Annotated in this window: 14 protein-coding genes; 13 read left to right on the forward strand and 1 reads right to left on the reverse strand. The window is 28.9% G+C overall.

The window, feature by feature from the left end; genetic code table 11:
• The first annotated feature begins 29 nt into the window (after positions 1-29).
• The 9 genes from B3N22_RS04550 (at position 30) to B3N22_RS04590 (ending at position 9,313) form a co-directional block, all read left to right on the forward strand.
• The gene (locus B3N22_RS04550; RefSeq protein WP_286905199.1) at positions 30-638 is read left to right on the forward strand and encodes a DUF4405 domain-containing protein; all 609 of its coding nucleotides are present in this window, start codon (positions 30-32) and stop codon (positions 636-638) included.
• 149 nt (positions 639-787) lie between these two features.
• The gene (locus tag B3N22_RS04555; RefSeq protein ID WP_286905189.1) at positions 788-1,354 is read left to right on the forward strand and encodes a DUF4256 domain-containing protein; all 567 of its coding nucleotides are present in this window, start codon (positions 788-790) and stop codon (positions 1,352-1,354) included.
• Positions 1,355-1,507: 153 nt separating this feature from the next.
• Positions 1,508-2,989 carry a YjjI family glycine radical enzyme gene (locus tag B3N22_RS04560; RefSeq protein WP_073016397.1) on the forward strand — a complete coding sequence of 494 codons (1,482 nt, stop codon included), beginning with the start codon at positions 1,508-1,510 and terminating at the stop codon, positions 2,987-2,989.
• Entirely contained in the window at positions 2,986-3,822 is an 837-nt protein-coding gene (locus tag B3N22_RS04565; RefSeq protein WP_207650332.1) for a YjjW family glycine radical enzyme activase, read from the forward strand. The genes B3N22_RS04560 and B3N22_RS04565 overlap by 4 nt, the downstream gene beginning before the upstream one ends.
• A 155-nt stretch (positions 3,823-3,977) precedes the next feature.
• A complete protein-coding gene (locus tag B3N22_RS04570) occupies positions 3,978-4,604 on the forward strand; it encodes a TetR/AcrR family transcriptional regulator (protein ID WP_286905190.1) in 627 nt (208 codons plus the stop codon).
• Complete coding sequence (locus B3N22_RS04575; RefSeq protein ID WP_286905191.1) at positions 4,605-6,959, forward strand: ABC transporter permease; 2,355 nt, start codon at positions 4,605-4,607, stop codon at positions 6,957-6,959. It abuts the gene before it with no gap.
• An 18-nt stretch (positions 6,960-6,977) separates the two neighbouring features.
• Entirely contained in the window at positions 6,978-7,724 is a 747-nt protein-coding gene (locus B3N22_RS04580; protein WP_286905192.1) for an ABC transporter ATP-binding protein, read from the forward strand.
• Between the two features lie 149 nt (positions 7,725-7,873).
• Positions 7,874-8,782 (forward strand): helix-turn-helix transcriptional regulator, encoded by a 909-nt coding sequence (locus tag B3N22_RS04585; RefSeq protein WP_286905193.1) that lies wholly within the window; start codon positions 7,874-7,876, stop codon positions 8,780-8,782.
• Between the two features lie 135 nt (positions 8,783-8,917).
• Complete coding sequence (locus B3N22_RS04590; RefSeq protein WP_286905194.1) at positions 8,918-9,313, forward strand: DJ-1/PfpI family protein; 396 nt, start codon at positions 8,918-8,920, stop codon at positions 9,311-9,313.
• Positions 9,314-9,596: 283 nt separating this feature from the next.
• On the opposite strand, the gene B3N22_RS04595 is transcribed toward B3N22_RS04590, so the two are convergent.
• Positions 9,597-10,022 (reverse strand): PNPOx family protein, encoded by a 426-nt coding sequence (locus B3N22_RS04595; RefSeq protein ID WP_073016380.1) that lies wholly within the window; start codon positions 10,020-10,022, stop codon positions 9,597-9,599.
• 169 nt (positions 10,023-10,191) lie between these two features.
• On the opposite strand from B3N22_RS04595, the gene B3N22_RS04600 reads away from it, so the two are divergent.
• From B3N22_RS04600 to B3N22_RS04615, 4 genes are all read left to right on the forward strand, one after another.
• Positions 10,192-10,533 (forward strand): zinc ribbon domain-containing protein YjdM, encoded by a 342-nt coding sequence (locus tag B3N22_RS04600; protein ID WP_286905195.1) that lies wholly within the window; start codon positions 10,192-10,194, stop codon positions 10,531-10,533.
• Positions 10,534-10,738: 205 nt separating this feature from the next.
• Positions 10,739-12,442: a hydroxylamine reductase gene (hcp, locus tag B3N22_RS04605; protein ID WP_286905196.1), complete on the forward strand. Its 1,704-nt coding sequence runs from the start codon at positions 10,739-10,741 to the stop codon at positions 12,440-12,442.
• A 413-nt stretch (positions 12,443-12,855) separates the two neighbouring features.
• Positions 12,856-13,764 (forward strand): GH25 family lysozyme, encoded by a 909-nt coding sequence (locus B3N22_RS04610; protein WP_286905197.1) that lies wholly within the window; start codon positions 12,856-12,858, stop codon positions 13,762-13,764.
• 486 nt (positions 13,765-14,250) lie between these two features.
• Positions 14,251-15,174, forward strand: a 924-nt coding sequence (locus tag B3N22_RS04615; protein WP_286905198.1) for a Cache 3/Cache 2 fusion domain-containing protein, incomplete at its 3' end; no start/stop codon positions are given.

Below are 15,174 nucleotides of genomic sequence, written 5' to 3' on the forward strand. Positions count from 1 at the left end.
ATTCCTAACTTAATGACATTGGATATGTTATTAACCTCCTTTTATTATTAGATATGGCTATAATCATTATTAGCGGTATTTTTATATCTAAAGTTACCTTTAGTGGATTAAATATTCATAACAGCTTTTTCAATAAGTCAACACATGCTTCAGCATCATTTATAGCTTTAGCGCTTATAGGTATCCATGTTGGACTTCATTGGCAGTGGATAATGAATGTATTTAAGAAGCTAGTTAACATAAATAAAACCATTAAACCACTTAATTATATATTAAAAGCCATGGCTGTTTTAGTACTAGCTTTGGGATTATATAACATGACATCAGTTAATTATTTTTCAAAAACAATACGCATATTTAATATTAATTATTCAGTTGATAAGCAAGAAAATAGAAACATAAAATCAAATGAACACTTCCAAGTTGGAGAAGGTGATGGAGATACTTTTAATAATTCAAATAAAGATCGTAATAAAGCTGAAAGAACCGCTAATGAGAATATGCCTAATAAAATAGGACTAGGAAGCTCCAATATCTTAGATACATTATCAAAATACTTATCTATCATGGGTGTATTTACTGTGATTACCTACTTAGTTGAAAAGCTATTTTATAGAAAAAATATCTCTATGAATTAGCTTTAATAATTAATTTAGTAAAAATACAGGTTATACTATATAATATATATAACTACTTAAGTAAAAGAAGCTACTAAAAACAGCTTCTTTTGGTAACTTTTTCAAAATAGATTTTAACTCAAAATAATATTATTTTAGGAGGTCATGTTATGCAAAATGAAATGAGAAAACTATCAGTGGAAGAGCATGAAAGTTTATTACATACATTGAAGGTGCGTTTTGAGAAAAATATGCACAGACATAAAAGTATAGAATGGGAAAACGTAAAAGTGAAGCTAGACTCTAACCCTAAAAAACTTTGGTCTCTTAATCAAATGGATTTAACAGATGGAGAACCGGATGTTGTTGGCTATGATGAAATTACTGACGAATACGTTTTCTATGACTGTTCTAAGGAAACTCCTAAAGGAAGAAGAAGTGTTTGTTATGATAATGAAGCCTTGGAGTCAAGAAAACAACATAAACCACAAAATAGTGCCATTGGGATGGCAAATTATATGGGTATAGAAATATTGTCAGAAGAAGAATATCGTTACCTTCAAACACTTGGAGAATTTGACACAAAGACTTCAAGTTGGCTAAAAACACCTGTTGAAATCAGAAAACTAGGTGGTGCTATATTTGGAGATTTTAGATATAACAATGTTTTCGTATACCACAATGGAGCAGATTCCTATTATGGTGTAAGAGGATTCCGTGGTTCACTTAGAATTTAAGTTTCTTATTTCCAATTTATAATTAAATATCACTATTATTTGATTAACTCTTTTTATTATAAATATGTGTTATAATATTAATAGTAATGTTAGGTTTTAATATTATTTAAAACCTAACAAAAGTTAATTATTTATTGTACAAAGGAGATTATTATGAATGATATCGAAAGAATTGTAAAAGATAGTACTTTAACATATGAGCAAAAAGTTCTTGAACTTGCTAAATATGCTGAAAACAGTGTGAATGTTTTAAATATTTCTGAAGAAACTCAAAAACTTAGAGATGCAGGAATAATTTGCGATTTATTTGAAGGTAATGTACCTTATAGACCAAGATATATACTTCCTAATTACGAAAAGTTCATGAAAGAAGGTTCTAAGTTTTTAAACCTTACTCCTCCAACTAACATTTGGGAAGCTACAAGTAATTTATTAATCATGTATAAACATGTACCATCAATTACTTCTATGCCAGTATATATCGGCAGTATAGATCAACTATTAGAACCATTTATTACTGATGAAAAAGAAGCTAAACTTGCAATTAGATTGTTTTTAACTCAAATAGATAGAACAATTACAGATTCATTTTGTCATGGAAACTTAGGTCCTAAAGCTACTAAAGCTGGTAAACTAATTCTTGAAGTTGAAAGAGAATTACAGGATGCAATTCCAAATTTAACTTTAAAATATAATTCTGAAACTTCTGATGAGTTTGCAATGGATGCTATAAAAACAGCTTTATTAACAGCTAAACCAAGTTTTGCAAACGATGATATGTTTAAGTCTGAGCTTGGCGAATATGGGATAGCTAGTTGCTATAATGGATTGCATATTGGGGGAGGAGCTCATACTTTAGTTAGAATGAGATTATCTAATCTTGCAGAGACAGCAACAGACATCGAAGATTTCATAAATGATAAGTTACCAAATGCTATGAAACATATGGCAGATTTTATAAATGAAAGAATAAGATATGTAGTTGAGGAAAGCACCTTCTTTGAAACTAATTTCCTAGCTAAAGAAGGTTTTATAAGTAAAGATAGATTTACATCAATGTTTGGAGTAGTTGGACTTGCTGAGTGCGTAAATATATTACTAAAAGCTGAAAAGCTTGAAGATAAGTTTGGACATTCAAAGCTTGCTGATGACTTAGGTGTAAGAATAATGGACACAATGGACGAATTTATTAAAAACTATGAAAGTGAACATTGTGTAGTAACTGGACAAAGATTACTTCTTCACGCTCAAGTTGGTATTGGAGATGACATAAATACGAGTCCTGGTACAAGAGTTCCAATTGGAGAAGAACCTGAATTATGGAAGCATTTAAAACAAATATCTAGATTCCACAAGTATTTTCCATCAGGAACAGGAGATATTTTTCCGTTTGAAAAAAATTCAATAAATAATCCTGAGTTTATATTAAATATTATTCAAGGTGCATTTAAAGAAGGCGTAAGATATTTTTCACTTTATTCCTCAGATTCTGATGTTATAAGAATTACTGGTTACCTAGTTAAGAGGAGTGAAATTGAAAAGTTAAATAGAGGAGAAGCAACTCTTCAAGATACTGTTGTTCTTGGACAAGGACAGGTAAGAAATGGAAGAGTTTATGATAGAAAGGTGAGATAATGAAGGGAATTGTAAATAAGATAATTCCATTTAGTTCAGTTGATGGACCTGGAAATAGAACCTCAATATTTCTCCAAGGTTGTAATTTTAACTGTATTTATTGTCACAATCCTGAAACCATCAATTTGTGTTCTAATTGTGGGTTATGTTTGTTATCATGCCCTACAAAAGCATTAACTAAAGATAATGGAAGAGTATTATGGGATAAAGCTAACTGCTGTAATTGTGATAGTTGTATAAAGACTTGTAATAGTTGTAGTAGTGCAAAAGTACAGTCTATGTCAGCAGATGAAGTAATGGAGGAGATAATGAACTATAAACCCTTCATAAGCGGAATTACTGTTTCTGGCGGGGAATGTACTCTACAAGAGGAATTTTTAGTAGACTTGTTTAAAAGAGCTAAGAAAGAAAATCTGACTTGCTTCATTGATAGCAATGGTTCAAAAGATTTTAGAAAAATGAATGAATTAACTAAGTTATGTGATAAAGTGATGTTAGATGTTAAGGTTTGGGATAAAGATACCCATAATAAATATATTCAATTTGATAATACAAATGTTTTAAACAATTTGGAGTATTTAATTTCTATTGATAAACTTTATGAAGTTAGAACTGTAGTAGTTCCTGATATTTTTAATAATGAAGAAACTGTTGAGATGGTATCTAAAATAATAGGCAAAAGTAACTTAAACATTAGATACAAACTTATTATATTTAGAGCACTTGGGGTTAGAGAAGAGATTAAAAATATGAAAAGTCCGACTCTTGATACTATGGAGCAGTTAAAATTAATTGCTCATAAAAATGGAGTTAAGGACGTTGTTATTGTTTAGTAAATAAATAAAGTTTTAAATGCCGCTACTTAAATTAAAAGTAGCGGCATTTTTATTTTTATATTCATAAATAAAATATATTGACAGTAACTAAATGATATACTATTCTATAACTAGACTGACGGTCGGTCTAGTTATAGAATGAGGTGAAATTTATGAGAATTACTAAGGAACATGATGAAAGAAGAAATGAAATACTTGATATTGCTGAAAAGTTGTTTCACATAAAGGGTTATGATAAATGTACCATAAATGACATTCTAAAAGAGGTTGGAATTGCAAAAGGAACTTTTTATCATTACTTCAAATCCAAAGAAGAAGTTCTTGATGCTATTGTTTCTAGATATAAAGATGTTGTAATAACTAAAGTTAATGAAGTAGCTAATAATGATGTTATAACTTTAGAAGAGAAACTAATGGGAGCTTTTATGTCTATGCGAATAATAGATCAGCTAGATAGTGGAATGATAAATGAAATGCATAAAACTGAAAATGCCTTATTACATCAGAAGATTTTAAATCAAATTGTTATAGATGTAGCTCCAATCTTAGTAAAAATTATTAAAGAAGGTGTCGATAGAAAAGTTTGGCGTTGTAAATTTCCTTTAGAATATATGCAAATTTTTCTAGCCTCCTCCATTATATTAACTGATGAAGGTATTTTTGAATTTGACGGAGAATCTCAAAACAAAATAATGGAAGCTTTAATTTCAGTTCTTGAGAAAATGCTTGATGTTTCTGAAAATTCGTTTATAAAACTATTTAAAGAAAGGGGTTTTTAGATGAGATGGTCAATAATAAAAAATGATTTTATAAAAAATAAAGCTATTAACATGGCATTACTTTTCTTCATAATATTTTCATCAATGCTTGCAGTTAGCTCAGTTCTAATGGCAGTACAAACATTTACTTCAATTTCTGACTTATATAAGGTTGCCGCCCCTCCCCATTTTCTTCAAATGCATAAGGGTGAGATTGATGAAGAAAAAATAAATAAGTTTATGTCAGAAAATAAACAAGTTACTTATAGTCAAATAGTTAATATGCTTACTGTTTATGGTGAAAATATTAATATAGTAGGAAATAGTTATAACTATAATCTCTCTGACTGTCGACTTGATATTAGTCTTATAAAGCAGAATAGGAATAGAGATCTCCTTCTAGATACTAACCACAAAAAAGTAGTTCTTAAAGATGGGGAAGTAGGAGTTCCTATGCTTTTAAAGGAACAGTATCATATGGAAATCGGTGATCATCTTATTTTAAATATCAACAATACTAAAAAAGAGTTCGTAATTAAGGAATTTATATTAGATTCTATGATGAACTCATCTATGGCTTCTTCTACTAGAATACTAATAAGCGATAAAGATTTTGATACTCTTTCTAATGGATCTTTAAAGAATGAATATCTTATTGAGGCTTATTTTGATAACTCAAATGATGGAGAAAGCTTCAAAACACTTTATCAAGATGCAGAACTTCCACAAAATGGCCAATTAGTAACTTATTCAATAATATTTCTTATGAGTGCCTTAACTGATATAGTCACAGTGTTTATACTTTTTGTTGTAAGTATTCTTTTAATTTTAGTTGCTTTTATCTGCATAAGATTTACTATCATGACAGCGCTAGAGGAAGAAATAAATGAAATAGGAACTATGAAAGCTATAGGGCTAAATTTTAGAGATATAAGAGGAATTTATTTCAATAAATATAAAGTTCTTTCTCTCTCAGGTGTAGTTTTAGGATATGTCATTGCTTTAATAAGTAGTAGCTTATTTACAGGACATATTAGTTCAACCTTTGGAAATATGAAACTTCACCCTTTATCAATTATTTTAGGACTTGTTGCTAACTTTATAGTTTTCATTCTGATTAATCACTATTGTAAAAAAACCTTAAAGAAAATAAAAAACATAACTGTAATTGATGCACTTGTAAATAGAAATGTATTTGATAAAAAGAAAAAATCTACAAAAGATGGATTATATAAGTCAAAAAAACTTTCTGTTAATTGGTTAATGGGAATAAGAGAAGTTCTTTATGGCTTTAAAAGTTGGTTAATTGTTCTTTCAGTTGTATCTATATCAATAGTCATGATTATGGTTCCAGTGAACCTTTTAAAAACTTTTGAATCGCCAGAGTTTATAACATATATGGGAAGTTCACAAGAAGATATTCTTATTGAAATAGAAAATGGAGATAAACTTGAAGCAAAGTATTCTGATGTAAAAAAAATTCTCACTAACGATCCTTCTATTAATAATTACTATGAATATAAAACCATAAGAGTCAAAGTTTTAAATGCAGATAATGTGTATACAAACATGGATATAGATAGTGGTGACAATGCAGGAAATGGCCTTAAGTATCTAACTGGGAAAGCTCCTTCTGAGGAAAATGAAGTCGCTATTTCCTACATTAACTCAAATGAAATAAAAAAGGTTGTTGGTGACACCATAACTATTTTATATGATGGAAAAGAGCACACTTTCAATATTTCAGGAGTTTATCAAGATGTTACAAGTGGTGGAAATACATCAAAGTCTAAATATAAATTTTCTACTCTTCCTTCAACTAAATACTCCTTTTCAGTTAATCTTAAAGGTAAAACTGATGTTAAAAATAAATCTAGTGAGTGGGGGGGAATTCTAGGTGAAGGCGTAAATGTAGACTCAATGGGAGAATTTATTAATCAAACCCTTGGTGGAGTTTCAAAACAGCTTAAGACTATTGTTATAGTTATAATAATTATAGGAACTTCTTTAGTAATGCTTATAACAATACTGTTTTTAAAACTCCGTCTTGCAAAAGATTTCTCTGAAATATCAATTCTAAAAGCCATTGGATTTTCTGAAAAAGATATAAAAAAGCAATACATGATTAAAGTTAGTGGAGTTTCTATACTTGGGATTATATTAGGGATACTTTTAACCAATTTAATTGGCGAAAGTTTAGTAAATGCTGCTTTATCAATATCAGGTATAGGAATTAAAAATATTAATCTTATAACAAATAGTTTAATTGAGTATATAGTTTTTCCTATAGTATTAATAGTTCTTATACACATAGTGATACTAGCAGTAATGAGAAAAAGAAAAAAATTCGAAATTACATCTATAGTAAAAGAATAGAGTAGTTGGAGGTATAAGGTGAGAACAATTTTGGATGTAAAAAATTTAAGTAAAAGTTTTGATAATATACAGATTCTAAATAATATAAGTTTTAAAGTGGAAGAAGGAGAGTTTATAGCAATTATGGGCCAGTCAGGCTCTGGGAAATCAACACTTCTTTATAATATAAGTGGTATGGATCGTCCAACATCAGGTAAAGTACTTCTTAATGATAGAGATATTTCAGAACTTCCTGAAGAAAAAATCAGTGAAGTAAGATTAAAAGAAATGGGATTTATTTTTCAGCACTCTCATCTTTTAAAAAATCTATCCATTAGGGATAATATAATTCTTCCTGGATTTAAATCCGGACTTTTATCAAGAGATGAAGTCAATAGTCACGGGGAACTATTAATGAAAAAAACAGGGATATTAAATATTGCTGCTCACGATATAAAAAAAGTATCTGGAGGTCAACTTCAACGTGCAGCAATATGCAGGGCACTTATTAACAATCCTTGTATTTTATTTGGAGATGAACCTACTGGAGCTTTAAATAGCAGCACTTCTAAAGAAGTAATGAATATAATAAACAGCGTTAATGAAGAAGGTACTACAGTAATCCTAGTTACTCATGATTCTAAAGTTGCCTCAAGAGCAAGCAGAGTTATTTATCTCCTAGATGGAAACATTCATGATGAACTTATGCTTACTAAATATAAAGATAGTGAAGCGTCAGCTCGTGAAAAAAAATTATCTGCATGGTTAGAAAAACATGGCTTCTAGATAAAGCATTGATTTTCGTAAAAAACCCTCAACCCCGCATGAACACTATATATAGTTATATAGCTATCTATATAACTATATATATTCCTCAAACAATGGTAAATTTATATAATAGGAGTTAATTTATTTATATTATGAGATCAGATAGAATGTTATCAATTATAATAATACTTTCTCAAAAAGGCTTAGTAACTGGAAAACAGTTAGCAGAGCATTTTGAAGTTTCCTTAAGAACTATATATAGAGATTTAGAGAAGATAGGTGAGGCTGGAGTTCCTATAGCATCTACTGGGGGCACTGGAGGGGGTTACTATCTTATGAAAAACTATAATTTAAATGATTTATTCTTTAATAAAAAAGAAATTGAACCACTTATTGCAGTTATGGATAATTTAAAAACACTATTTGGAAATAATAAAGAATTTAATGATATAACACTTAAATTTGAAACCCTAAAAAATTCACAAGAGTACAGCTATGACAAACTTAGTATAGATATGTCTCATTTTAGTATGGAACAAGAATTGAAAGAATATTTATTTTTGATAAATAAAGGGATTGAAGATTCTAAACTATTAGAATTTCTGTACATCAATAGGAATATGGAATACGAAGAACGAATAGTTGAACCACTTCAAATAGAGTTTTCTGACGGTCACTGGTATATTATTGCCTACTGTAGAATAAGAAAAGACTACAGAAAGTTTAAGCTTGTTAGAATACGTAATTTAAGATTAGGTGAAAATTTCGTAAAAGACTTAATATCTATTGAGAAAATTAAAAGTAAACTTAGAGAAGGTTATGAAAAAAATAGTATTAGTGTTACTTTAAAATTTTCATCAGATATTGGAGAGCAATTAGGTGAGTACTTTTCAAAAGACAAAATCGAAGTTGTAGAAAATAATTTTTATGTAGTAAAAGATAAATTTCCAAAAGACGATGGATTAAAAAAGTTTATTTTAGGATTTGGAGATAAATGTGAAGTTATAGCTCCAATAGAATTAAGAGAAGAAATGAAAATATATATAAAAAATATATATAAGAAATATAATGACTGACATACAGGTGTCAGTCATTATTATTTATAATAGCAGATAAGTGCTGGATATTTGAAGAAGAAAGTTTATATTTTGTTGCAAATGAAATAATTGCCACACTAAAAACTTATAATTAAAAGGAGTGAAGATTATAAAATGAATGTATGTATTTTTTATTATGATGGTTTTTGTGAATTTGAAGTTGTACACGTAGCTGCTGAGTTTTCCTCTCAAAACTTAGTTACAGTTGCTATGGAGAATAAAGTATATGTCAGTGAAGAAAAACAAAGATTTCTACCTGATAAAATGATTAATGAACTTAATCCTAATGATATAGACTTATTTATAATACCTGGAGGTAATCCCTCATATCTTTATGATAATTCGCAGCTTAAGGATTTTATTAAATCTATAGATGAAAACAATAAGATTATTGCAGGTATTTGTGGTGGAACGGAATTAATGGCAGCCTATGGTTTATTAGACTATAAAAAATGTACTGGAGATAGTGATGGATTAAAAATTGATGCTGACTATATACAGTTTTTTTAAAACACAACAATACTTAATGAAGATATCGTTGTAGATGGGAACATAATCACTTCAACAGGACAGGCATTTATAGAATTTGCTTTTAAACTAGCTGATATTATGAATATTTATAAAGATGAAGATGAAATCCAAAAATCATATAACTGGTATAAAAATATTAAAGTATAATTATTAATTAATGCTATTAAAACCCAATAAAATGTAGGTTTCAAACTCATTTAATCGGGTTTTCCTTTTCTTTCTTAATAAATTTATTTATTGAGTTTTTTCATATACTTCAAACTTATAATGTGTATTTTTTAGTTTCATTACTTTTAGCTAATTTTACAACTCCATAAACTAAATAATCTTCCTCAATACCTTCTAGATGTAATACATCCGTTACTTCTATAATCATCTCATTACTAGCCCCATCTATTAAAATAGCAGAATCCTTAATAGTATATTGTATATTAGTAAACTTATCATTATTATCAGAATGACTAAATCCTAATGCATCAACTATATTTTGTTGATGTTCATTTAATGAACTGACACCTATAATGTCACCTTTTGCAATATTTTTACCTGTTATACTTTGAGCGCCAAGCATCAATAGAATTTTATCATAATCAGCTTGCATTGCCCAAGCACATATCATACCGTATTTCTTTTCATTTTTTATGAAGCAAACGGCATTAGCTCCATAGTTAAATGCACTAAGTTTCATTTTTATATCTCCTCATGTTTTATTAGATTTATACTTTAATTATATCAAGTAATATGTAAAAATAAACAATATGCTCACTTCTTATCTTTGATTAAATTTGTAAAAGTACAACAATTATGATACTATAACTTATTGAAAAATAAACTTTACTAATGGAGGAAATATATTTATGACAAGTTTACCAAATTGTCCAAAGTGTAATTCAGAATATACTTACGAGGATGGAGATGTTTTTATTTGTCCAGAATGTGCAAATGAATGGACTTTAGATTCCAGAAGTAATGAGAATGCAGATGTTATAATTGTAAAAGATTCAAATGGAAATATTCTAAATGATGGTGATTCTGTTACTATAATTAAGGATCTTAAAGTAAAAGGAAGTTCAACGCCATTAAAGCAAGGAACAAAAGTTAAAGGAATACGTTTGGTTGAAGGCGACCATAACATAGATTGTAAAATTAATGGCTTTGGAGCTATGAAATTAAAATCTGAATTTGTTAAAAAAATATAGATAAAAAATAAGAGTTAGGAATGTAAATTTTCCTAACTCTTATTTTATCTAAATTGATATTGATAAACTTATTTATAAAAAAAATTTGATTGTAACTTATGTTACAGCATTAAATATGAGTAATATAGTAAACTTTAATTCGTTGAAGTCAAGGAATCATAAATAAAAATAATAAATATTAAATAGACCAATAGGAGGACATAATATGTCAATGTTTTGTTATCAATGTCAAGAAACAGCAGGATGTACTGGCTGTACTAAGGTAGGGGTTTGTGGTAAAGACGAACACGTAGCAAAGGCTCAAGATTTGTTAATATATGTAACTAAAGGGCTAGCTATAGTAAGCAATGAAGGAAGAAAAGTTGGAGTTATAGATAGCGTTGTTGATAAATATATTACTGAAAACTTATTTACAACAATTACAAATGCTAATTTTGATAGAGATTCTATATTAGATAGAGTAAAAGAAACGCTAAGATTAAGAGAAATTTTAAAACTTAAAGTTGTAAACTCAGGCGGACAAGTTGGAGAGGTAAGAGTAACTGGTGGATTCTTCAAGAAAATATTTGGAATGCAAACTACTGAAGTTATAATGCCAGATGCTGCATCATGGACTGCAGATAATACAATAGCATTTGATGCAAAGGCTGAAACAGTTGGAGTACTTGCAACTGAAAATGAGGATATAAGAAGTCTAAGAGAACTTATAACTTATGGATTAAAAGGATTATCGGCTTACATGAAGCATGCTATGAACTTAAAATATAATAACGATGAAGTTCATGCATTTATGGCTAAAGCACTAGCTTCTACAATAGACGATAATTTAACAGTAGATGATTTAGTTGGACTTGCATTAGAAGCAGGTAAATTCGGAGTAGATGGTATGGCACTACTTGATCAAGCTAATACTGAAACTTATGGACACCCTGAAATAACAACTGTTGATATAGGTGTTAGAAAAAATCCTGGAATATTAATATCTGGACATGATTTAAGAGATTTAGAAATGCTACTTGAGCAAACAGAAGGAACAGGAGTAGATGTATATACTCATGGTGAAATGCTTGCTGGACAATACTATCCAAAATTCAAAAAATATAGTCACTTCGCAGGCAATTATGGTAATGCATGGTGGAAACAAAAAGAAGAGTTTGAGAAGTTTAATGGAGCAATTCTAATGACAACTAACTGTATAGTTATACCTAAAGCCTCTTATAAAGATAGATTATTTACAACTGGTGCTACTGGAATGCCAGGATGTGCACATATAGAAGCTAAATCTGATGGAACCAAAGATTTTTCTAAAGTTATTGAAATGGCTAAAAAATGTAAAGCACCAACAGAAATAGAAAAGGGACAAATAGTTGGCGGATTTGCTCACAACCAAGTTTTAGCACTTGCTGATAAAGTTGTAGATGCTGTTAAAACTGGTGCAATAAAAAGATTCTTTGTTATGGCCGGTTGTGATGGAAGAGCTAAATCTAGAAACTACTATACAGAATTTGCTGAAAAATTACCTAAAGATACAGTTATATTAACTGCTGGTTGTGCAAAATATAAGTACAACAAATTAAACCTAGGTGATATTGGAGGAATTCCAAGAGTGTTAGACGCCGGACAATGTAATGATTCATATTCATTAGTTGTAATTGCTCTAAAACTTCAAGAAGTTTTTGGATTGAAGAGTGTAAATGAATTACCTATATCTTATAACATAGCTTGGTATGAACAAAAAGCTGTAATAGTATTATTATCATTACTACACTTAGGTGTTAAAAATATTCATTTAGGACCAACACTTCCTGCATTCCTTTCACCAAATGTTGCAAAAGTCTTAGTAGAAAACTTTGGTATCGGTGGAATAACTAATGTTGAAGATGACATGAAAATGTTCATGGAATCATAGTAATAAAACAATCTAAAAATATAGAAAGCTGGACGATTGTCCAGCTTTCTATATTTAATTACAGTATATATATTTTAAATCGTTATTTAGTTTCGATGCACGTAATAATTACTTTAGTGAGCTAATTATTGATTAGATTATGTATATCATATATATTTAAATTGAAATTTCTCATTACAAACACCAAAATTCCTTCTTGAAGGCAGAAGATATATCTTCTGCCTTTTTTTTAGCCTTTTCAGCAGAATAGACTAAAGTCATTTTATCAATTACAAAGTTTTTATAGAATTTTATATGTTAAATATTTCCAAGGAAATTAGTGTTTTTAATTACTATCATTATGGAACAATTTAAAACTTAAAACATATAGTTTAATGTTGAATAATAAAAAATGATAAAAGGAGGAGTGTATAATGTTAAAAGGAATAGATATATCAAACTACCAAGTGAATGTAGATTTTAATGCACTAAAAAACGCAGTACAAGTTGTAATAATAAAAGCAACAGAAGGAGTTTCATTTATAGATCCCAAGCTAGAATCACATTATCAAGGAGCAAAAAATGCTGGTTTCCCAGTAGGATTTTATCACTTTATGAGTGAAAAAACCTCACCTTCTGAACAAGCTGTAGAATTTTATAATGCTATAAAAAATAAAAGTTATGAAATAATTCCAGTTTTGGATATAGAAAATAATTCTCAGAATAGAAATGCATCACAAATAACTGATAGGTGTTTAGAATTTTTAGCTAAGTTCAAAGAGTTGTCAGGTTTGGATTGTATAATATATACTGGTGGGTATTTTGGACGAGATAATTTAGATAGCAGAATCAAAAGATATAAAGCATGGATAGCTCATTATGGAGTTAGTGCTCCAATGGCAACTGGATTCTATAATGTAGTAGGTCATCAATATACCTCAAACGGAAGAGTATCAGGTATCAATGGTAATGTTGATTTAAACAATTTTACAGAAGGAATATTTATAAACAATCAGCAAACTCCAGTAGAACCACCAAGGCAAGAATCAAATAGTGGGAATAATATTATTCGAGAACTACAAAAAAAATTTAATATACAGTTTAATTCTGGATTAGTAGTAGATGGAATAGCTGGCCCTAAGACTTTAGCTGCCGCTCCACTAATCAAACAAGGAGCTCAAGGTAATATAACTAAGTGGATTCAAGAAAAAGTTGGTACAATTCCTGATGGTATCTTTGGGGTAAATACTAAACAAGCAGTTATAAATTTTCAGAAAGCACAAGGATTATCAGCTGATGGAATAGTTGGGCAGAATACTTGGAGAAAACTTTTAGGACTCTAAAAAAGTCGCCAAGGCGATTATGAGCAGTATAATTTCCTAAAAAATAAAAAAGCTCCTACATCTTAAGTGATGAAGGAGCAATATTTTTTTAGATTTAACAAAAGCCTTCAAGGAGGTGAAAACTTTGGAAAATAATCTAATCCTCAATTAATATATCCTATGCTTAATTAAAATTACTTGTTACAAGTTTCGATATTATTTTTAAATTAAAAACATCCTATCCATTAACTAGCACAATAGATAGGATGTTGACGGGCAAGAGAATCATTAAAATTATCAAAGCTAACTTATAATGGTCTAATATAATATATGACAAATCTATTAATAATGAGACACTTTTCGATTAAATTTTATAATATTTACTAATTGTTAAAAAAAAGACAATGATTTCGTGCCATTTTCATGGTATAATTAACAAAATATCCTAATTTATAGAATTAAATAAAGTAGCCTATTTATATAATGATGGTAGGGGAAGGGTTTTATATGAAAATTATGTATAAACTTATAATTAGTTATTTGGGATTAATTATTTTTGTAGTAAGTATATTAGGTTTTTTTACAGTTCAAAAATCTAAATCAGCAGTTTTAAAAGAGATTAATGAGAAAAGTAAACGATTAACACAATCTATTGATACTACTCTTAGTGTCAGAAATGACTTACTTATCGAAAAATCTTATGGAGATTTGAACTTCGCAAGTTCAATATTAAATAACTTTAACAACTTCAATGTAGATTATAATAACTACGTAAAAGTTGGTGAATTTACCCTTCCAATTTTATATGCTGGTAATCAGAACCTAACATTAGATAATACACTAGTCAATAAGTTGAAGCAGTCTACTGGAGCTGTTGCAACAATATTTTTATTAAATAATGACAAACTAATAAGAGTATCTAGTACTATAGCAGCTGATGATAGGAGCGTTTTAGGTACATATATTTCAAGTGATACAGATGCTTATAAAAAAATACTTAACAATGAAGAATTCATAGGAAGTATTTTAATCCAAGGCTCTGGATATGTTACTAGAATGAAGCCTTTACTTGACAGTCATAAAAATATTATAGGAGCAATCGGTATAGGGAATAAGGTTATTAATAATTATTTAAGTGAAACATTAAGTAACATTAAGATAGGAGAAACAGGATATGCTTACATATTAGATTCAAATGGTAATGTAATAATTCATCCATCTGATAAAGGAAAAAATGTTAGTAATTATGATTTTTTTCAAAAGATTTATTCCTCTAAAGAAGGAACAATAGAGTATACATACAATGATATTAGGAAAGTAGCCTATTATACATATTTTGAGCCATGGGATTGGTATATAGTTACTACAGCTAATTACGATGAGTTAAACTATTCTTCTAAAGAAATTCTAAATATATATGTTTTAATAAAG

Source organism: Clostridium sp. UBA1652, assembly GCF_002320975.1.
GTDB classification, from domain to species: domain Bacteria; phylum Bacillota; class Clostridia; order Clostridiales; family Clostridiaceae; genus Clostridium_T; species Clostridium_T intestinale.